The sequence below is a fragment of the Duganella levis genome (genome assembly GCF_009857605.1).
GTDB classification, from domain to species: domain Bacteria; phylum Pseudomonadota; class Gammaproteobacteria; order Burkholderiales; family Burkholderiaceae_D; genus Rugamonas; species Rugamonas levis.
Genome location: NZ_WWCT01000001.1, coordinates 229,135 through 247,281, shown reverse-complemented (window position 1 = coordinate 247,281; position 18,147 = coordinate 229,135). Strand labels below are relative to the sequence as shown.

Genomic DNA, 18,147 nt, shown 5'->3' with positions numbered 1-18,147 from the left:
CATATGAAAAATTAAACAAGTTATATAACAACCAGATCTAGCTCACGCAAAAACGCCGCCGCCTGCGCGTGAGAAATGACCGCGCCCTTGAACAGGCCCACCTCGGTCAGGCGCACACCTTCGATATTCGTCGTCCGCAAATCCGCGCCCTGGAACTTGGCCAGCTTGAGCACCGCATTCCGCAGGCTGCCGCCCTCAAACACCGCCTCGCGGAAGTCGCAGCCGGACAGGTAGGCTTCCGAAAAATCCAGCTCCTTCAAGGTTGCCTTTTTGAACGAAAAGCCGCGCATATCGGCGCCCACCAGCAGGCACTCCTCAAAATGAATGCCGAGGTGCGCCACCTCTTCAAACGAGGCGCCGGTCAGCTTACAGCCATGAAAAGCGGCGGAAGCCAGCTTGGCCCGGCGCCACTTGGCGTTATTCAGATCACAGCCGTCAAAGCGCGCATCGACCGCGTCGACCGACTCCAGATCCACACCGCCAGCACGGCAGCGCAGCCAGTGCGAGCGCGCCAGCTTGCAGGCAAACAGGATGGCGCCGGCAAAGGTGCAGCGTTCAAACGTGCAGCCTCGCAGATCGAGGCGCGACAGATCTTCATCGTCGAAAGTGCAGCTTTCGAAACGGCGCACGCCTTGCGCCAGATAGTCTTCCAGTTCGGCGCGCGACAGCGCCACGCCGCTGACGGCGTTCGTATTCAATTGTTCCATCACTTGAGATTCATAGTTTGTACCGACAGCAGCTTGCACTGGCCTGCCACATTCACATACGTGCGCATGAACTGATAACGGTTGCTGCGCGACGTCTGACCATCCGCATTCCACTGCTCGGTGGTGCTCACGCCGCGCAGCACGACCGTATCGCCCTGCACGTGTGCATGCACATCACTGGTGGTGCGGGATTTATAGATTACCGGCTTGGCCAGCCGCGCCAGCAGCGACGGCCGCGTTTCCACGTCCGAGCCAAGCGAGTGCACCCAGACATAGTCATCGGCCAGCAGCGCTTGCAGGAATAGCAGGTCGCCCACGCGCAGCGCTTCTTCATATTGCGCATCGCGCGCAATCAGCGCCTCGACCGGCAGGCAAGGCGCGGCGGAAGCCGACGTCGATACCATCAGCGACAGCAAGGCCGCAACAGAGAGCAGGAGTTTTTTCATGGTGCCGAAGAGTATAACCGCTCCACCGTGCCCTACCCCACAGACTTCTTGAAGAAATCCTCTTATTCTGCAAGTCATGAAGAAAAAATACCGCAAGCAGCCGTATGACGTGGCAAACATCCGCCGCCTGCTGGAGCCTGGGCCGGTGGTGCTGGTCAGCTCCGCGTGGCAAGGCAAGACCAACATCATGACCATGGGCTGGCACATGATGATCGGCTTCCAGCCGGCGCTGTTCGGCTGCTATATCGACGAGAGCAACCATAGCTACGACATGGTGGTCAACAGCCGCGAATGCGTGATCAACCTGCCCACCACCGAGCTGCTGGAACAAGTCATCGGCATAGGCAACTGCAGCGGTGCAGACCAGGACAAATTCGCCCTGTTCGGCCTGACCACCGCACCGGCCGAAGAAGTCGCTGCGCCATTGATCGCCGAATGCTACGCCAGCTTCGAATGCCGGCTGGCCGACACCCATCCCAATCCCAATCACCCGCTGTTCGTCTGGGAGGTGGTGCGCGCGCACGTCGCCACCACACCCAGGCTACCGAAAACGCTACACTACCGGGGCGACGGTGAATTCATGGTCTCCGGCCGCGAGATCGCCACGCTGGAGCGCTACCCCAACCAGCGCCGCTAACGCCGTGCAAGCGGCCGAGGAGACGCCATGAGCACCTACGGATGGTTCCTGCTGATCGGCGCATTGATGCTGGCGCGCGGCCTGGCGGCGACGACGATTTCGCGTTCGCCGTTCACCTCCGCGATTGTCTACCTGGCGGTGGGCATGCTGCTCGGACCCAGTTGCCTTAACCTGTTCCGCTTCGACCCCACCAAGGAATCCGCGCTGCTGGAAATGCTGGCGCAGATTGCACTGCTGATTTCCCTGTTCTCTGCCGGCGTCAAAATGCCGGTGCCGTTCAAGCTGGCGCGCTGGAACGCGCCGCTGCGTCTGGCCTGGGTGTCGATGACGCTGACGGTCGGCCTGGTCGCGCTGTTCGCCTACTATGTGCTGCACATGCCGGCCGGCGCCGCCATTCTGTTAGGCGGCATTCTGGCCCCCACCGATCCGGTACTGGCCACCGACGTACAAGTGCGCCATGCCGGCGACAAGGACGAACTACGCTTCAACCTCACCTGTGAAGCCGGCATGAACGACGGCAGCGCCTTCCCCTTCGTGCTGCTGGGCCTCGGCATGCTGCACATGAAGGATACAGACGATATCGGCGCGCATCTGCTCCAATGGCTGTCAGTGGACGTACTGTGGGCCACCGCCGGCGCTCTGCTGATCGGCGGCGCGGCCGGGGCTGCGGTGGCGCGCATCAGTTGGCAACTGCGCGTGATCAAGCCGCGCCACGAAATCATGGACGATCTGGTGGCGTTGGGATTGATCGCCATCGTCTTCAGCGCCGCCAGCCTGGTCAAGGCCTCCGGCTTCTTGGCGGTGTTCTTCGCTGCCGTCGCGCTGCGCCAGACTGAATTGAAGCTGGCCGGCGCACCGAAAGACCGCCACGGCCTGCGCGAACCGGAACTGGCCAAATCGCAGGTGGCGCAAGACAGCGAAACCAACGACGTGCCGCAAGTGGTCAGCGCGGAGTCGCTGGTGTTCAAGGAGCACCTGGAGCGCCTGTCCGAACTGACGCTGGTGCTGCTGTTGGGCGGCATGATCTCGCTGCGCGACCTGCCTTACGAAACCATCGGCGTGGCCTCCTTCCTGTTCGTCGTGGCGCGGCCGCTGGCCGTCTACGTGGGGTTGATGGGCAGCGGCACCGGCAAGCGGATGCGCGCCATGATAGGCTGGTTCGGCGTGCGCGGCATCGGCTCCATCTTCTACCTGGTGTTTGCGATGCAGGCCGGCTTGCCGGCCGCGCTGGCGCGGCAGCTAATCGGCATCTCGCTGGGCGTCATCATGCTGTCGATACTGGTGCACGGCTTCAGCGTCAAGCCGCTGATCGACGACGCTAAATAGTCGCCGCGATCGCCACGCCTACTTCGGTGGTGCTGGCCGTACCGCCCATATCGGGCGTGCGCGGACCGTCGACCAGACAGCTCTCCACCGCCGCCACCATGGCGTCATGCGCCTCGGTGTAGCCCAGGAAGTCCAGCATCATGGCGCCGCACCAGATCATGGCAATCGGATTGGCGATGTTCTGGCCATAGATATCCGGCGCCGAACCGTGCACCGGTTCAAACAGCGACGGGAAGCTGCGCTCCGGATTCAGGTTAGCCGATGGCGCAATGCCGATCGTGCCAGCGCAAGCCGGCCCCAGGTCGGACAGGATATCGCCGAACAGGTTGGACGCCACCACAACGTCAAAACGCTCCGGCGACAGCACGAAGCGCGCAGCCAGGATATCGATATGGTACTTGTCGTGCCGGACCTCCGGATAGCCTACGCCCATCGCATCCACGCGCTCGTCCCAGTACGGCATGCTGATCGAAATACCGTTGGACTTGGTGGCGGAAGTGAGATGCTTCTTCGGCCGCTTCTGTGCCAGCTCAAACGCGAACTTCAGCACGCGGTCCACGCCGGTGCGGGTAAAGATAGCTTCCTGCAGCACGAACTCGCGATCGGTGCCCTCAAACATGCGGCCGCCGACGCTGGAGTATTCGCCTTCCGTATTCTCGCGGACGATCATCATATCGATATCGCCCGGCTTTTTGTTCGCCAGCGGGCAAGGCACGCCAGGCAGCAAACGCACCGGCCGCAGATTGATGTACTGGTCGAACTGGCGGCGGAACTTCAGCAGCGATCCCCACAGCGACACATGATCCGGCACCGTGTCCGGCCAGCCGACGGCGCCGAAGAACAGCGCGTCGTAGCCGTCCAGCTGCTCCTTCCAGTCGTCCGGCATCATCTTGCCGTGCTTCAGATAGTAGTCGCAGCTTGGCCACTCAAAGCTGGTCCACTCGATGCCGATGTTGAAACGCTTCGCTGCCGCATCCACCGCGCGTATCCCTTCCGGCATCACTTCCTTGCCGATGCCGTCGCCTGCCAGCACTGCGATTTTATGTACCTTCATGTCCGCTCTCCTTCATGGAAAGCCACAGCATAAACCGGTTTTCGTCGTTTATAATTAGCTCAAATGTAAAGCCATGGAACACATATCGTGGATAATCGTATAGACAACGAAGACCTGCGCGTCTTTGCAACTGCGGCGCGCAAGGCCAGCTTTGCGGCGGCGGCCGAGGAACTGGGCATGTCGCCGGCCTACGTCAGTAAGCGGATTGGCATCCTGGAGCAGATGCTGGGTGTAAAGCTGTTCCACCGCACCACGCGCCGCGTGATCGTCAGCGAAGACGGTGAACGCGTGTATGCACACGCCATGACCATCCTGGAAAACCTCGACAGCCTGCTGCACGAAATGGCCGAACGGCGCGACGTTCCGCGTGGCCTGCTGCGCATCAGCAGCAGCTTTGGCTTCGGCCGCAACGTGGTGGCGCCGGTGGTGGCGCGGCTGGTGGCGGAGCATCCGTCGCTGCAAGTGCGGTTTGAAGTGTTCGACCGCCTGGTCGATATCGTCGCAGAAGGCTTTGACCTCGACATCCGCGTCGGCGACGAGATCGCGCCGCATCTCATCGCCCGTAAACTGATGGCGAATCACCGCATCCTGTGCGCCTCGCCGGCCTACCTGAAGCGGCATGGCACGCCGCGCAGCCTGCAGGAACTGGCGGGCCACAACTGCCTGGCCATCAAGGAGCGCGACCTGCCGTTCGGCGTGTGGACGCTGCATAGCGGCGGCACGGAAGAAAAAGTGAAAGTCACTGGATCGCTGTCATCCAATCACGGCGAGATCGCGCTGCAATGGGCGGTGGCCGGCGCCGGCATCGTGCTGCGTTCGCACTGGGACGCGCAACCGCATCTGGCCAGCGGAGAACTGGTGCAGGTGCTGCCGCAGTACACGCAGAGCGCCAACGTATGGGCAGTCTACCCGCAACGGCTTGCGGGTTCGGCCAAGGTGCGCGTGTGCGTCGAGTTCATGGAACAGCAACTCGCTCAGAGATAGCGCACCCACGCCATAGTGGTGCGGCGCTTGAACTGGCCGAAGGCGCGGCACGGCCAATACAGCAGCGGTATCAGCACGGCGGTCAATGCCCACACCTGCCACAGACTGTCGAACTCATAGCGCTGGCCGTAGTTCGCGCCCTGCCAGGCCACGGCCAGCATCTGCATCGCCAGCAGAACGTACAGGTGCAGCAGATAGTAGAACATCGGCGCGCCGCCAAACGTGGCACACGTGCGCAGGAACCAGTTATCCCGCTGTTCCAGCCAAGCCAGCACCAGCAAGCCCACGCCCAGCGTCAATAGCAGGAACGCCAGCGATGGCGGATACTTGGTCACGTTGAGGAACGACATGAACGTGTGCAGCGCGTCACCCTGCGGCTGCCATGGCAGCGTCTCGCCGTAGATATTCAGGCCACGCAGGACCGCCAGCAACGCCAGCGCAACGACGCCGGCCCGCAGCAGCAGCTTGCGGCGCTCGGCCGGCGCGGTGGCGGCCGCGTACCACGGCCCGGCGGCGTAGCCCAGCACAATCACGCCGATCCACGGCAGCAGCGGATAGCTGACCTTAATCTTCAACGCGCCTTCCGCCACCAGCCAGCCACGGTCGTGCAGGATGGTCCACGGAATATAGCCGGCGTCGCCCGGCCGGAATGCGATCGGCGTCAACGCGTTGTGGCCGAAGACGATGGCGAGGCCCAGCGCAATCAGCACTCCGCGCGGCAACCGGTGCAGCAACGCCAAGGCAATCATCGACAGCCCGATCACCCAGATCACTTGCAGGTAAATGGTGGCCGGTGGCACGCGGCCGCTCCAGGCCACGCTGACCACGCAGATTTCCAGCGCCACCAGGAACAGGCCACGCTTGAACAGGAAGCCGGCCGGCGAACGCGGGCCGGCCGATGGATGTGCATACAGCCAAGCCGACAAGCCCGTCAGGAACACAAACATCGGCGCGCAAAAATGTGCGGCAAGACGGCTGAAGAACAGTTCCGGCTCGGTTTCCGCCACATTCATCGGATCGCTGACCTGCCAGCGCAGGAAGAAGGTTTCGCGGACGTGGTCCACCATCATGATCATCATGACCAGCCCGCGCATCACGTCGATGGACGCCACGCGCTGGCTGCGCATACTTATACCGGTCATAGCTTGTATTCGATTTTCAGGGTCAGGCGGCGGTCTTCGCCGGGCGCCACCCAGGTTTGCTGATAGGAGCTGGGATAGTACACTTTGTTGAGCAGATTATCGACATCCAGCGACAAGCGCACTTTCTTTGTCGGCGAATAGGACGACACCAGCCGCGCCGTCGTATAAGCCGGCAGCTTGAAGGTACTGCTGACTGCCACGTCGCCATTGCGCTCGCCGACGTAGTTAATGCCTCCGCCGAAGGAAGCGCGCTGGCCGCCCAGACTAAGCTCCTGCACCAGCAGCAGATTAGCGCTCTGCTTCGGCACATTAGCCAGCCGGCCGCCCACAGCCAGCACATTGTCGCGCAAGACCTTGGCGTCGGTGTAGGCATACGACAGCGACAATTGCAGCTGGCGCGCGATCTGGCCTGCCACGTCCAACTCCACGCCCTTGCTGCCGACTTCACCGGCGGCCAGCGAGAAGTTGGTATCGATCGGATTCAGCGTCAGCACATTCTTCTTTTTGATCGAATACACCGCCAGCGTGCTGCTTACCTTGCCGTATGCCGTATCGAATTTGACGCCGGTCTCGTAGGCTTGGCTGCTCTCGGCCGGGAAGGACTCGTTATTGATGCCGATGCCGCTGTTAGGCCGGAACGACTTGCCGGCCGACGCGTACAGCGATACCTGCCGGTCCGGCTGATATACGATGCCGACGCGCGGACTGGTGGCGTCCAGCGTCTGATGGTTCTGCAAGCCGCTGCGGTTGTAGTTGGTGATGGTCTGACGATATGCATCGCGCCGCACGCCAACCAGCGCCTTCCACTGCGCGGCCAAGTCGATCTGGTCCTGCGCGTAAAACGCCGTCTGCCATTGCTGTTCGCTGGTGTTGATCGATGGGCCCAGCACCGTCGGCTGCGCGCCGCCATATACCGGAGCGTAGATATCGATGGCGTAAGGCGCCGCTGCATTGGGGCTCTTGCGCAATTGCAGGCGGTCGTCGACGAAGCGGTAGCCGTCCACGCCCACCAACACATGGTGCGCACCGAGCTTGCCCAGCAGCTCCACGCGGCCGGACCAGTCCTGCGCCGAAAAATCGCGATAGCGGCGCTGGCGCCACAGCGTATGGCCGTCCGACTGCAAGGCCGACGCTTCGGTCGAGAAGCCCATCATCGAACTGCTGCGGTACGACAGCCCGCTTTGCAGCGACCACATATCGTTGAAATCATGCTGCACAAAGAACTGGTGGCCGCTAGACTTGACCGTCATCGGGCCATCGGCACGTTCTCCCAAGAAGCGCGAATTCGGGATCAGTCCCAGCACGCCCTTCACCGCTACCACGCCGCGGTCAAAATAGGCTTGCTGCTCGAAGGCTTCCAGTTCGTACGACAGTGTAGTGCTGTCCGATAGACGCCATATGATCGACGGCGACACCATGTGCCGTTTGGACGATAAAGTATCGCGGAAGCTGTCGCCCTTTTCATAGGCCGCGTTGAGGCGATAGGCCACGCTATCGCTCAAAGGCCCGGTCAAGTCCACCGCGCTGCGATAGGTCTGGTGCGAAGCGAACGACTGTTCCAGCGTGTATGACGGTTGAAACAACGGCTTGCGCGTGGTGATATTGATGACACCACCTGGCTCGCCACGTCCATACAGCGCGGCGGCCGGGCCTTTCAGAATCTCGATGCTGCCGATATTGGCGCTGTCGCGCAAGCCATTGTAGCCACGGCTGGAACTGAAGCCGTTGACCAGGAAATCGGAACCATAATTAGGATCGCCGGTAAAGCCGCGCACCGCGTAGCTATCCCACACGCCGCCGAAATTACTCTGGCGCGAAATCCCGCTGCCCAGTTCCAGCGCATCCGCAAAGCGGCTCACGCCGGCGTCGCGCAGCATGTCGGAAGTCAGCACGCGCGCGCTTTGCGGCAGATCCCTCAAATCGGTTTCGGTCTTGGTGGCGCCGGTGGCGGAAAGGCTGCGATACGGTTGGCGTGCGCCGGTGATTTCCACCACATCGTCCGCAAACGCCATAAAAGGATAGACAGCAGCCAGGCACACCGCCAGGCGGGAAGATCGTACAGCCGACATGAAAGCTCCATTCATTAATGCAAGTCGGCTGCATTATACACAAATGCAACACTATTGCATTAATTTGTCAGGCGTGATCGGCGTACTGCGCACACGCTTTCCGGTGGCGTGGTAAATAGCGTTAGACACCGCCGCCGCCACGCCGACCAATCCGATCTCGCCGACGCCCTTGGCGCCAATGCGGCTGACGATCCGGTCATCCTCTTGCACGAAGATGACGTCGATATTGTGGATGTCGGCATTGACGGAGACGTGATACTCACCCAGGCTATGGTTCATGAAGCGGCCCAGCCGGTGATCGCACAAGGTCTCCTCGTGCAGCGCCTGACCGATGCCCCACACCACGCCGCCGATAATCTGGCTGCGCGCCGTCTTGGCGTTGATGATGCGGCCCGCTGCAATGGCGCTGACCACACGCGTCACGCGCACCGTGCCGAATTCCGGATCGACGCGCACTTCGCAGAACACCGCCGAATGCGTCGAGCGTTGATACTTCATCTGCTTGAGCATATTCGGCAGCATCAGATACTTCTCTTCCAGCCGCTGCTCGCCGCTGCCAGCCAGGATTTCTGTAATCGCCACGGCCACACCAGGTTGCGACGACACGCGCAACGCCCCGCCGGAAAACTCGATATCGTCAAAGCGTGCCTTTGCCAGAGGCGATGAAGGCAACTTCTTGGCCAGCTTGAACAGCTTCCTCTGCAATTTCTCGCAAACGCCCTGCACCGCCGAGCCGACCGTCGCCACATGCGACGAGCCGCCTTCGATCGGCGCCACCGGCAGCGTAGAATCGCCCAACTGGAAGCGCACCTGCTCCAGCGGCAGGCCCAAAGCGTCAGCCGCGATGATGCTCATGGCAGTGTAAGTGCCGGTGCCGATATCGGTTGCGGCGCTGCTGACCACCAGCGAGCCATCCGCATGCAGCACGGCGCTGGCGCGCGCAAACATCTGCATCGCGTCCCACATGCCGGTCGCCATGCCCCAACCGATCAACTCGCGGCCCTCGCGCATGGTGCCTGGTTCCAGCGGACGTTTGTCCCAGCCGAATCTTTCGGCGCCTTGCTGATAGCACGCGCGCAGCTCCTTGGTGGAGTACGGCAGGCCACGTGATGGATCGATGTCGGCGTAATTCTTCAGGCGCAGCGCCAGCGGGTCCATCTTCAGCGCGTAGGACAATTCATCCATCGCCACTTCCAGCGCATACACGCCGTGGGCGGCGCCAGGCGCGCGCATGTCCATCGGGCTGGCGTGATCCAGGTCCACCAGATGGTAGCCCAGCCGCACGTGTTCACATGCATACAGCTCGCCGGACCAGTTGACCACCACCTCCACGTAATCCTCCATACGCGAGGTTTCGGCCACCGCTTCGTGAATAATGGAGGTCAGCGTGCCATCCGCCTCTGCAGCCAAGCGCACGCGCTGCAAGGTCTCCGGCCGATGGCCGAAGGTGAACATCTGCTGGCGCGTCAGCACTACCCTCACCGAGCGTTCCAGCTTGAGCGCCGCCAATACCGCCAGCGGCAACTGGTACTGCGGACGCAGGCCGGAACCAAACGCGCCACCCACGTAGGGATTGCGTACCGTGACCTTGTCCTTGCCCAGGCCGAAAACGTGCGATACGTACCAGCGGCTGTTCTGCGAACTTTGCGTCTTGTCGTAGATCGTCAGGTGGCCGTCGGCGTCGCGGATCACCGTGCTGGCGAACATCTCCATCGGATTGTGGTGCTCCACGCCGCTGTAATACTCGCCTTCGATCTTGACCGTGGCTTTCTCCCACACTTCGTCGGCATGGCCTTTGGGCTTGGGCGGCGGCGTGAAGCCGGCCTTCATGCGGCTTGGCGTGTAGGAGCGTTCGCGATTTTCAGCCAGCGAGGTGGCGTGCGGTTCGACTTCATAGTCCACCTCCACCAGCCGCGCCGCGTAGCGAGCCGCTTCAAACGTATCGGCCACCACCAGCGCCACCGGCTGGCCGCTGTAGGCGATCTTGTCGTCATACAGCGGACGGAATGGCGAGCCGCCCGGCGCCGTCATATCTTTGTAGAAGATGTCGAAGGAACGGATGCGTGGCCGGTTCAGGTGCGTAATTACCTCCAGCACGCCGCCCACCGCCAATGCGGCGTCGGCGCGAATGGCGGTGATACGGCCGCGCGGAATCGTGCCGCTGACTACCACGCCGTACAGCAACCCTTCAGCCGTATACTCGGCCGCGTAGCGCGCCTGTCCGGTCACCTTATCGCGGCCATCCACGCGCGACACCGCCATGCCGATGGTGACCGCGCCCGTGCCCTCATCCGCGGAAGGTGTTCGAAGTGCTTCAATCAACTCTGTCACGTTCGCTCCCTGTATTGTCATATGTTCCAGCCACGGCCTGTTCCAGCGCGCGCACCACGGCGCGGCGTGCCATATCGATTTTGAAGTCGTTCTCGCCCTGCCCCTGCGCACCGGCCAGTAAGGCATTGGCCGCTGACGCGAACAACGCCGCCGATGGCTGCTGCCCGGCCAGCAGCGCCTCCGCCGCCAACACGCGCCAAGGCTTGTGCGCCACGCCGCCCAGCGCAATGCGCGCTTCGCGCACCACACCGTCGTCGCCGATATCCAGCGCTGCGGCCACGGGAACCAGCGCAAACGCATACGAGGCCCGATCGCGAAATTTCAGGTAGGCTGAATGCGCCGCAAATTGCGCAGCTGGCGGCAACTCGATATGTGTAATCAGGTCTCCCGGCTCCAGCGTGGTGTCGCGTTCCGGCTGGTCGCCCGGCAGGCGATGGAAATCGGCGAAGTCAATTTGCCGCTCGCCCCCTGCTGAACTCACATGCACGATGGCGCCCAACGCCGCCAGCGCCACGCACATATCGGACGGATGCACGGCGATGCATTGCGGACTAGCGCCGAGAATCGCCTGCTGGCGCGTCAGGCCGCCGATGGCGGAGCAGCCGCTGCCCGGCGCGCGCTTGTTGCAAGGCGTCGCCACATCGTAAAAATAATGGCAACGCGTGCGTTGCAGCAGGTTGCCGCCGTTGCTGGCCATATTGCGGATCTGCGGCGATGCGCCTGCCAGTATCGCCGCCGTCAACAGCGGATAGCGTTGGCGCACCAGCGGATGATAGGCGGTATCGGCGTTGCGCGCGGTCGCGCCGAGCAGCAAGCCGCCATCGGCGGTCGGCGCGATATCGCCTAGCGACAGGCCGTTGATATCGACCAGCGCCGCCGGCCGCATCACGAATTCCTTCATCAAATCGATCAGATTGGTGCCGCCGGCGATAAAGCGCGCGCCGCCAACGGCATGCGCCAACGCCTCGTTGGCGTCGGCGGCACGGAAATAGGCGATCGGATTCATGCCGGCACCGTGCCAGGCAAATACGGGCGATCGGGATCGTCTTCGTGCTGCGCCAGTCCCATGACTTCCGTCACCGCCGCGACAATGCCCGGATAGGCGCCACATCGGCAGATGTTCCCGCTCATCAGCTCACGCACCTCGGCCACCGTCTTCGCCTCGCCTTCGTTCATCAGGCCGACGGCGGAACACAGCTGGCCCGGCGTACAGTAACCGCACTGGAAGGCGTCATGCTCGATGAAGGCCTGCTGTAAGGGGTGCAGCTGCATGCCATCCGCCAGTCCTTCCACGGTGGTGACGTCGCGGCCATCCTGCATGACGGCCAGCGTCAGGCAGGAATTGATACGTTTGCCGCCGACCAGCACCGTGCAAGCGCCGCACTGGCCATGGTCGCAGCCCTTCTTGGTGCCGGTCAGGCCTGCACGGTCGCGCAGCAGGTCCAGCAACGTCACCCACGCTTCTACTTCAAATTGCCGCGACTCGCCATTGAGCTGCAGCCGCACAGGATAAGTGGTCATGAGACTCCTTCTTCGTTTTTCAGGATACCGCGCACATTGGTCACCATCAGGCAAAGCTGCAGGGCGATCAAGGCCCAGGCGTCGTCGTGCCAGCCCCACGCGATCCACAGCGCGTTACTCAGCAGGAAAGCGATAAAGCCGGCCTTGCGCCGCACTGACACGCGGGAGCCGACCAGCAGTCCCGCCCCGACGGTTACGGCCATGGCCGGCCATTGCAGCAGATCGAGCCAATTCATGGTTGCGCATTTCTTTGTTGATGACATGGCAGCATCGCCGATCAGCTACGGCCAGTATGTACGCCATCTCACAGCTGCCAGCCGCAGCCTGGATGAGTGCGCGCACTAACAGACAGAGAGGGCGAGCGCGTCCCATCATGTTCCAAACTTCAGGACATGCGCATGAAAATCGACCGTCTCCCCTATGCATCCGCGCACACGCTGGAAGAAGCGCTGATACGGCTGGACCCGCAGCAGTCTCCGGGCGTGCAACTGGCCCAACTGATCGCCGCCGGTCAAGATCAATTGCCAATGCCGGCGAGCGGCCTCACGCTGCAACGCTGGCAATGCCTGGCCAAGGTGGCGCATCACGATCTGACTCTGGCAAAGCTGTATGAAAGCCATACCGACGCCCTGGCCATCCTGGCGGAGCTGGGTGGCCCAGCGGTTCCGGGCGCATCGTGGGGCGTATGGTGTGCAGAGCCGCCAGACGCAGTGGTCACCCTTCGCCATAACGACGCCGGTCAGACTGTCATCTCCGGCCGCAAGCAATGGTGCTCCGGCGCGGCGACGCTCAGTCATGCGCTGGTTAGCTGTCAGGACGATCGCGGCGAACGGATGCTGGTCGCGGTGGCGCTGCGCGATCCTGGTGTGACTATCACCAATGAAGGCTGGCACGCCGTCGGCATGGCGGCTACCGCCAGTGTCGACGTGCTGTTTGACGATGTGCCGGCGATCCCGGTTGGCGCGCCGGGCGAGTATTTGAGCCGCCCAGGTTTCTGGTACGGCGGCGCCGGCATTGCCGCCTGCTGGTATGGCGCGGCACAGGCGCTCGGCGACTATCTGCACGAAGCCGCGCGCGTCCAGCCCAAACCCGAGCCGCACCGGCTGGCGCACCTGGGCGAAACCGACATCGCCCTCAGCGCCGCCGCTGCGCTGCTGCGTGCCACTGCGGCCGCCATCGACCGCGCTCCCGGCGCTTATGCCGGCCGCATCGCCATGCGCGCAAGGCTGGCGGTGGAAGTGGCAGCCACCGAAGTGCTGCGCCACGTCTCACGCGCGCTCGGTGCCGGTCCGCTGTGCCGCGATGCCCGCTTTGCGCGGCTGGCGGCCGACCTGCCGGTATTCCTGCGCCAAAGTCATGCCGAACGCGATCTGGCCACTCTCGGCAGCCTGCTCACCCAACAGGAGGAAGCGCCATGGGCGTTATGACCGCGCCTTACGCGCCGCAAGCACCTCAGGCAACTGAACGCCACATCGCCGGACGCGGCACGCCGGACGCCGATTGGCAGGCGTGGCGCGGCCTGGCGGAGCTGCCCCCAATAACCGCAGCCGAACTGGCGCCGACAAAAGGACGCGTCATCATCATCGCGCCGCATCCTGACGACGAAGTGCTGGCCTGCGGCGGTCTGCTGCAATTGCTGCACGCTCAAGGCACGCGCACCGTACTGCTGGCGGTCACCGACGGCACGGCCAGCCATCCCGGCTCCGACCTGCTGACGCCAACCGACCTGGCACGCCTAAGGCCACAGGAAACCGCCGCCGCCTTACAGACACTGGGCCTCAACGACGCCAACGCACCGCAACTGCTGCGCGCCCGCCTGCCCGACGGCCAGGTGCGCGCGCACCTCGAACAACTGCATACGCTGCTGCGTCAACTCCTGCGGCCCGACGACACGGTCTTCGTCACCTGGCGCCAGGACGGCCATCCCGACCACGAAGCCTGCGGCCTGGCTGCATCGCTGGCGGCGCGCACCTGCCGCGCTACCCTGATCGAAATGCCGGTATGGAGCTGGCACTGGGCCACACCAGGCGATCATCGCCTGCCATGGCACCGCGCGCGCCGACTGCAACTGAGTGACGAAGTCCTGCACCGCAAGCAGCAAGCCGTCCAGTGCTTCCAGACCCAATTACATGACGATCCTTCCAGCGGGCAGCAGGCCATCCTGCCGCCGCACGTGCTGGCCCGCCTGCTCCATCCCTACGAGATCTACTTCACATGAGTGAACACTTCCAGCAGCTGTACGAGCAAAACAACGATCCCTGGCAGGTGCGCCAGCGCTGGTACGAACAGCGCAAGCGCGCCTTGCTGCTGGCTAGCCTGCCATCGCCACACTACCACCACGCCTTCGAGCCGGCCTGCGGCAACGGCGAACTGACCGCCGCCCTGGCGCGCCGCGCCGATTGCGTCACCGCCAGCGACCTGTCGCCAGCTGCCGTCGAGCTGACCCGCAACCGCGTCGCCGGCCTGCCCGCCGGCCGCGTCTCCGTCGCTTGCCAGCGCGTGCCGCAGGACTGGCCGGCCGGCGCCGCTTTCGACCTGATCGTCATCAGCGAAATGGCTTACTACCTCGACGACGACGAGTTGGACCAGTTGCGCGCCAACTGCGTCAACACGCTGGGCCTGAGCGGCGCGCTGGTGCTGTGCCACTGGCGCCGGCCGATCGGCGACGGCAGGCAAGATGCAGACGCCATCCACGCCTCGTTTGACGCCGTCCCGCAACTGAACCGCATCGCCCACCACGAGGAGACCGACTTCCTGCTGGACGTCTGGTCGCTCGATCCACGTTCGGTAGCGCAACACGAAGGAGTTACGGCATGATCGGCATCGTCATCCCCGCCCACAATGAAGAACTGTATCTGGACGCCTGCCTGCGCGCAGCCCGCACCGCCGCAGCCGATCCCGCGCTGCACGGCGAAACTGTCCGCATCACCGTGGCGCTGGACAGCTGCACGGACGGTTCGCGCGCCATCGTTGAACGCCACGCCGCCCAATCGAACCAACGCTGCGCCATCGACTACCTGTGCGTGGAAGCGCGCAACGTCGGCGTCACCCGCGCCGCCGGCGCGCGCCACATGCTGCGCCATGGCGCGCGCTGGCTGGCCTTCACCGACGCCGACACCCAGGTATCCCCCGACTGGCTGGCGGCACAGCTGCGCCTCAACGTCGACGTGGTATGCGGCACCGTGGCGGTGGACGACTGGTCGCCGCACCGCCACAACGCCGAACTGCTGCGCCACCACTTCCACAACAGCTATACCGACGCCGACGGCCATCACCATATCCACGGCGCCAATATGGGCGTGGCGGCCGATGCCTACCTGCGCGCCGGCGGCTTCGAGCCACTAGCCTGTAGCGAAGACGTGGCGCTGGTGACGGCGCTGGAGCGCTCCGGCGCCCGCTTCGCCTGGAGCGCGGCGCCACGCGTGACCACCAGCGCACGCTGCGACGCCAAGGCGCGCGGCGGCTTTGGCGACACGCTGCTACGCTACGCCGAAAGCGCCCGCGCCGCAGCGGCAGCCGGAATCTGACGCGGCCAGCCCAAAATATCGTACCATTGCATCTCAGGACGTAGCCAGCCACCGCCGCCACGCAGACCCGCAGCAGTAATGCAGCAGACCCGCAGGCCGACGGCGGCCGCAAAGGAGTCCCGATGGCGCCACCCGTTTTATCCACCCCGCTTGAGCCGACGGCTGCTGGCGCCAACAGCCAGCGCAGCGTGCCGGTGCTCGGCCACGGCCCGTGGTGGCGCCGCTTCCTCAGCTTCGCCGGCCCCGGTTACCTGGTGGCGGTCGGCTATATGGACCCCGGCAACTGGGCCACCGACCTTGCCGGCGGCGCCGCCTACGGCTATTCCCTGTTATGGATCATCGGCCTGTCCAGCTGCATGGCGATGCTGTTGCAGATCCTGTCGGCGCGGCTGGGCATCGTGGCGCAGGCGGATCTGGCGCAGCTGTGCCGCATGCACTCGTCGCGCCGCTCGGCGGTGGCGCAATGGCTGCTGTGTGAAGTAGCCATCTGCGCCTGCGACCTCGCGGAAGTCATCGGCACCGCCATCGCCCTCAAACTGCTGTTCGGCATACCCCTGACGTACGGCGTGATATTGACCGCGCTCGACGTGCTGGCCATCCTGTGGCTGCAACAGCGCGGCTTCCGCTATCTGGAAGCCTTCGTCATGGCGCTGCTGGCCGTCGTATTCCTGTGCTTCGCCGTCAACCTGGCGTTGGCGCAGCCGGAATGGCGTGCGGTGGCCGCAGGCTTCATCCCCGCCACGCAAACCATCACCGATCCCGGCATGCTGTATCTCGCCATCGGCATCATCGGCGCCACCGTCATGCCGCACAACCTGTACCTGCATTCGTCCACCGTGCAGACGCGCAGCTTCAGCACCAGCGAGGACGGCAAGCGCAAGGCGATCTCTTTCGCCTCGGCCGACATCGTGGTGGCGCTGGGTTTGGCCTTCCTGGTCAACGCCGCCATTCTGATTACCTCGGCGGCGGTATTCCACACCAGCGGCCACGCCGAAGTGGCGGACCTGGAAGAAGCTTACAAGCTGCTTGGTCCACTGACCGGCGCCGCGCTGGCCAGCATCCTGTTCGGCGTGGCGTTGCTGGCGGCCGGCCTCAGTTCCTCGGTGACGGCCACGCTGGCCGGGCAGATCGTCATGGAAGGCTTCGTCCAACTGCGCCTGCCGCCGTGGGCACGCCGCCTGATCACGCGCGCGGTGGCGATTGTGCCGGCGCTGTTCGTCACCATCGTCTACGGCGACCATGGCGTGACCAGCCTGCTGATCCTCAGCCAGGTGATCCTCAGCCTGCAACTGCCGTTTGCCATGTGGCCGCTGATCCGCTACACCAGTTCACGCGACATCATGGGCCGCTTCGCCACGCCGCGCCCGGTGGCCTGGCTGGCATGGGGCATGATGGCGCTAATCGTCAGCCTGAACGGCGTGCTGCTATCGCGGCTTTAATCGGCCGTCAACCGGACAGCGCAATAATTTATCCGGGGAAATTTGATCCAGATCATAAAATTTTTCGATGAGCTTTGATAGCCTGATAACGGTCATCACAAGGAGCTCATCATGTCTTACAAAAACATTCTGGTTCACGCCGACTTGTCCCCCCACGCCGCGCAACGCTACGCGCTGGCCAGCCAGGTCGCCCTCAGCCACGACGCCCACCTGGTCGGCGCCGCCTTTACCGGACTGGCGGTGGAAATTTACCGTAACGCCGCGTTTGCCTACGGCGGCGTACTGCTGTCGCCGGAAGACATCCAGTCCGTCACCGGCCATGCGGAACAGGCGCTGGCCGGCTTCGTCGCCCACGCCGACAGCGCCGGCAACAGCTACGAGCGCCGCATTAGCGATGACGACGCAGAAACCGGTCTGGTGCTGCAAGCCCGCTACACCGACCTGCTCGTACTGAGCCAGAACGATCCCGACCTGAACGGCCCGGACCTGCTGCGCACGCTGCCGGAACATCTGGCGCTGCACGGCGGCCGTCCGGTGCTGCTGGTGCCGTACGCCGGCCGCTACGCTCACATCGACCAGCACGCGCTGGTGGCCTGGGACGGCAGCCGCGCCGCCACCCGCGCCGTCACCGATGCGCTACCGCTGCTGCGCCAGAGCAAGCGCGTGACGCTGGCGGTGTTCAATCCGCAAGCCAATGATGGCGTCCACGGCGAACAGCCGGGCGCCGACATCGCCCTCTATCTGGCGCGCCATGGCGTCAAGGTCGAAGTAGCGCAGCAGCATGCGCCGTCCGGGCTGGATATCGGCAACGCCCTGCTGTCGCTGGCGGCCGATAGCGGCGCCGACCTGCTGGTGATGGGCGCCTACGGCCATCAACGCTGGCGCGAAATCGTGCTGGGCGGCGTCACCCGGCGCGTGCTGCAATCGATGACGCTGCCCGTGCTGATGGCGCATTAATCGAGGT

The 18,147-nt window shown here is 63.8% G+C and carries 18 protein-coding genes; 9 read left to right on the top strand and 9 right to left on the bottom strand.

Features of this window, described 5'->3' with window-relative positions:
- Window positions 1-20: 20 nt before the first annotated feature.
- Window positions 21-707, bottom strand: a complete 687-nt coding sequence (locus GTP69_RS01125; RefSeq protein ID WP_161053149.1) for a pentapeptide repeat-containing protein — start codon at window positions 705-707, stop codon at window positions 21-23.
- On the bottom strand, window positions 707-1,153 hold the full coding sequence (locus GTP69_RS01120) for a nuclear transport factor 2 family protein (protein WP_161053148.1): 447 nt from the start codon (window positions 1,151-1,153) through the stop codon (window positions 707-709). Before GTP69_RS01120 ends, GTP69_RS01125 begins: the two co-directional genes overlap by 1 nt.
- A 76-nt stretch (window positions 1,154-1,229) precedes the next feature.
- Between GTP69_RS01120 and GTP69_RS01115 the strand changes: the two genes are divergently transcribed.
- Complete coding sequence (locus tag GTP69_RS01115) at window positions 1,230-1,790, top strand: flavin reductase family protein (protein WP_161053147.1); 561 nt, start codon at window positions 1,230-1,232, stop codon at window positions 1,788-1,790.
- 27 nt (window positions 1,791-1,817) lie between these two features.
- Window positions 1,818-3,116 (top strand): cation:proton antiporter, encoded by a 1,299-nt coding sequence (locus tag GTP69_RS01110; RefSeq protein WP_161053146.1) that lies wholly within the window; start codon window positions 1,818-1,820, stop codon window positions 3,114-3,116.
- Here the strand turns inward: GTP69_RS01110 and GTP69_RS01105 are convergent.
- Window positions 3,109-4,170 carry a tartrate dehydrogenase gene (locus GTP69_RS01105; protein WP_161053145.1) on the bottom strand — a complete coding sequence of 354 codons (1,062 nt, stop codon included), beginning with the start codon at window positions 4,168-4,170 and terminating at the stop codon, window positions 3,109-3,111. The two genes, GTP69_RS01110 and GTP69_RS01105, sit on opposite strands and share 8 nt — an antisense overlap.
- Before the next feature lie 87 nt (window positions 4,171-4,257).
- On the opposite strand from GTP69_RS01105, the gene GTP69_RS01100 reads away from it, so the two are divergent.
- Window positions 4,258-5,154 carry a LysR substrate-binding domain-containing protein gene (locus GTP69_RS01100; RefSeq protein ID WP_161053144.1) on the top strand — a complete coding sequence of 299 codons (897 nt, stop codon included), beginning with the start codon at window positions 4,258-4,260 and terminating at the stop codon, window positions 5,152-5,154.
- Here GTP69_RS01100 and GTP69_RS01095 read toward each other — a convergent pair.
- The 6 genes from GTP69_RS01095 to GTP69_RS01070 are packed head-to-tail and all read right to left on the bottom strand — an operon-like array spanning window position 5,145 to window position 12,453.
- Window positions 5,145-6,296 carry an acetyltransferase domain-containing protein gene (locus tag GTP69_RS01095; protein ID WP_161053143.1) on the bottom strand — a complete coding sequence of 384 codons (1,152 nt, stop codon included), beginning with the start codon at window positions 6,294-6,296 and terminating at the stop codon, window positions 5,145-5,147. The two genes, GTP69_RS01100 and GTP69_RS01095, sit on opposite strands and share 10 nt — an antisense overlap.
- Window positions 6,293-8,365 carry a TonB-dependent siderophore receptor gene (locus GTP69_RS01090; protein WP_161053142.1) on the bottom strand — a complete coding sequence of 691 codons (2,073 nt, stop codon included), beginning with the start codon at window positions 8,363-8,365 and terminating at the stop codon, window positions 6,293-6,295. The genes GTP69_RS01095 and GTP69_RS01090 overlap by 4 nt, the downstream gene beginning before the upstream one ends.
- A 51-nt stretch (window positions 8,366-8,416) precedes the next feature.
- Window positions 8,417-10,627: a xanthine dehydrogenase family protein molybdopterin-binding subunit gene (locus tag GTP69_RS01085; protein ID WP_229260781.1), complete on the bottom strand. Its 2,211-nt coding sequence runs from the start codon at window positions 10,625-10,627 to the stop codon at window positions 8,417-8,419.
- A gap of 52 nt (window positions 10,628-10,679) precedes the next feature.
- Window positions 10,680-11,702 carry an FAD binding domain-containing protein gene (locus GTP69_RS01080; RefSeq protein WP_161053140.1) on the bottom strand — a complete coding sequence of 341 codons (1,023 nt, stop codon included), beginning with the start codon at window positions 11,700-11,702 and terminating at the stop codon, window positions 10,680-10,682.
- Window positions 11,699-12,217: a (2Fe-2S)-binding protein gene (locus GTP69_RS01075; RefSeq protein WP_161053139.1), complete on the bottom strand. Its 519-nt coding sequence runs from the start codon at window positions 12,215-12,217 to the stop codon at window positions 11,699-11,701. Before GTP69_RS01075 ends, GTP69_RS01080 begins: the two co-directional genes overlap by 4 nt.
- Complete coding sequence (locus tag GTP69_RS01070) at window positions 12,214-12,453, bottom strand: hypothetical protein (RefSeq protein WP_161053138.1); 240 nt, start codon at window positions 12,451-12,453, stop codon at window positions 12,214-12,216. The genes GTP69_RS01075 and GTP69_RS01070 overlap by 4 nt, the downstream gene beginning before the upstream one ends.
- A 162-nt stretch (window positions 12,454-12,615) precedes the next feature.
- Between GTP69_RS01070 and GTP69_RS01065 the strand changes: the two genes are divergently transcribed.
- The 6 genes from GTP69_RS01065 to GTP69_RS01040 all read left to right on the top strand — a co-directional run bounded on the left by GTP69_RS01065 (window position 12,616) and on the right by GTP69_RS01040 (window position 18,140).
- On the top strand, window positions 12,616-13,644 hold the full coding sequence (locus tag GTP69_RS01065) for an acyl-CoA dehydrogenase family protein (RefSeq protein ID WP_161053137.1): 1,029 nt from the start codon (window positions 12,616-12,618) through the stop codon (window positions 13,642-13,644).
- Window positions 13,632-14,435 (top strand): PIG-L deacetylase family protein, encoded by an 804-nt coding sequence (locus GTP69_RS01060; protein WP_161053136.1) that lies wholly within the window; start codon window positions 13,632-13,634, stop codon window positions 14,433-14,435. The genes GTP69_RS01065 and GTP69_RS01060 overlap by 13 nt, the downstream gene beginning before the upstream one ends.
- A complete protein-coding gene (locus GTP69_RS01055; protein ID WP_161053135.1) occupies window positions 14,432-15,034 on the top strand; it encodes an SAM-dependent methyltransferase in 603 nt (200 codons plus the stop codon). The genes GTP69_RS01060 and GTP69_RS01055 overlap by 4 nt, the downstream gene beginning before the upstream one ends.
- Window positions 15,031-15,744 carry a glycosyltransferase family 2 protein gene (locus GTP69_RS01050; protein WP_161053134.1) on the top strand — a complete coding sequence of 238 codons (714 nt, stop codon included), beginning with the start codon at window positions 15,031-15,033 and terminating at the stop codon, window positions 15,742-15,744. Before GTP69_RS01055 ends, GTP69_RS01050 begins: the two co-directional genes overlap by 4 nt.
- A 122-nt stretch (window positions 15,745-15,866) precedes the next feature.
- Window positions 15,867-17,183 carry an Nramp family divalent metal transporter gene (locus tag GTP69_RS01045; RefSeq protein ID WP_161053133.1) on the top strand — a complete coding sequence of 439 codons (1,317 nt, stop codon included), beginning with the start codon at window positions 15,867-15,869 and terminating at the stop codon, window positions 17,181-17,183.
- A 111-nt stretch (window positions 17,184-17,294) separates the two neighbouring features.
- Window positions 17,295-18,140, top strand: a complete 846-nt coding sequence (locus GTP69_RS01040) for a universal stress protein (protein ID WP_161053132.1) — start codon at window positions 17,295-17,297, stop codon at window positions 18,138-18,140.
- The last annotated feature ends 7 nt before the right edge of the window (window positions 18,141-18,147 follow it).

Coding starts and splice junctions, on each gene's coding strand:
- GTP69_RS01080 (WP_161053140.1), bottom strand. CDS start 11,702: ATGAATCCGATCGCCTATTTCCGTGCCGCCGACGCCAACGAGGCGTTG.
- GTP69_RS01090 (WP_161053142.1), bottom strand. CDS start 8,365: ATGTCGGCTGTACGATCTTCCCGCCTGGCGGTGTGCCTGGCTGCTGTC.
- GTP69_RS01125 (WP_161053149.1), bottom strand. CDS start 707: ATGGAACAATTGAATACGAACGCCGTCAGCGGCGTGGCGCTGTCGCGC.
- GTP69_RS01050 (WP_161053134.1), top strand. CDS start 15,031: ATGATCGGCATCGTCATCCCCGCCCACAATGAAGAACTGTATCTGGAC.
- GTP69_RS01070 (WP_161053138.1), bottom strand. CDS start 12,453: ATGAATTGGCTCGATCTGCTGCAATGGCCGGCCATGGCCGTAACCGTC.
- GTP69_RS01055 (WP_161053135.1), top strand. CDS start 14,432: ATGAGTGAACACTTCCAGCAGCTGTACGAGCAAAACAACGATCCCTGG.
- GTP69_RS01110 (WP_161053146.1), top strand. CDS start 1,818: ATGAGCACCTACGGATGGTTCCTGCTGATCGGCGCATTGATGCTGGCG.
- GTP69_RS01115 (WP_161053147.1), top strand. CDS start 1,230: ATGAAGAAAAAATACCGCAAGCAGCCGTATGACGTGGCAAACATCCGC.
- GTP69_RS01085 (WP_229260781.1), bottom strand. CDS start 10,627: ATGGCGGTGTCGCGCGTGGATGGCCGCGATAAGGTGACCGGACAGGCG.
- GTP69_RS01105 (WP_161053145.1), bottom strand. CDS start 4,170: ATGAAGGTACATAAAATCGCAGTGCTGGCAGGCGACGGCATCGGCAAG.
- GTP69_RS01065 (WP_161053137.1), top strand. CDS start 12,616: ATGAAAATCGACCGTCTCCCCTATGCATCCGCGCACACGCTGGAAGAA.
- GTP69_RS01120 (WP_161053148.1), bottom strand. CDS start 1,153: ATGAAAAAACTCCTGCTCTCTGTTGCGGCCTTGCTGTCGCTGATGGTA.
- GTP69_RS01075 (WP_161053139.1), bottom strand. CDS start 12,217: ATGACCACTTATCCTGTGCGGCTGCAGCTCAATGGCGAGTCGCGGCAA.
- GTP69_RS01060 (WP_161053136.1), top strand. CDS start 13,632: ATGGGCGTTATGACCGCGCCTTACGCGCCGCAAGCACCTCAGGCAACT.
- GTP69_RS01045 (WP_161053133.1), top strand. CDS start 15,867: ATGGCGCCACCCGTTTTATCCACCCCGCTTGAGCCGACGGCTGCTGGC.
- GTP69_RS01040 (WP_161053132.1), top strand. CDS start 17,295: ATGTCTTACAAAAACATTCTGGTTCACGCCGACTTGTCCCCCCACGCC.
- GTP69_RS01095 (WP_161053143.1), bottom strand. CDS start 6,296: ATGACCGGTATAAGTATGCGCAGCCAGCGCGTGGCGTCCATCGACGTG.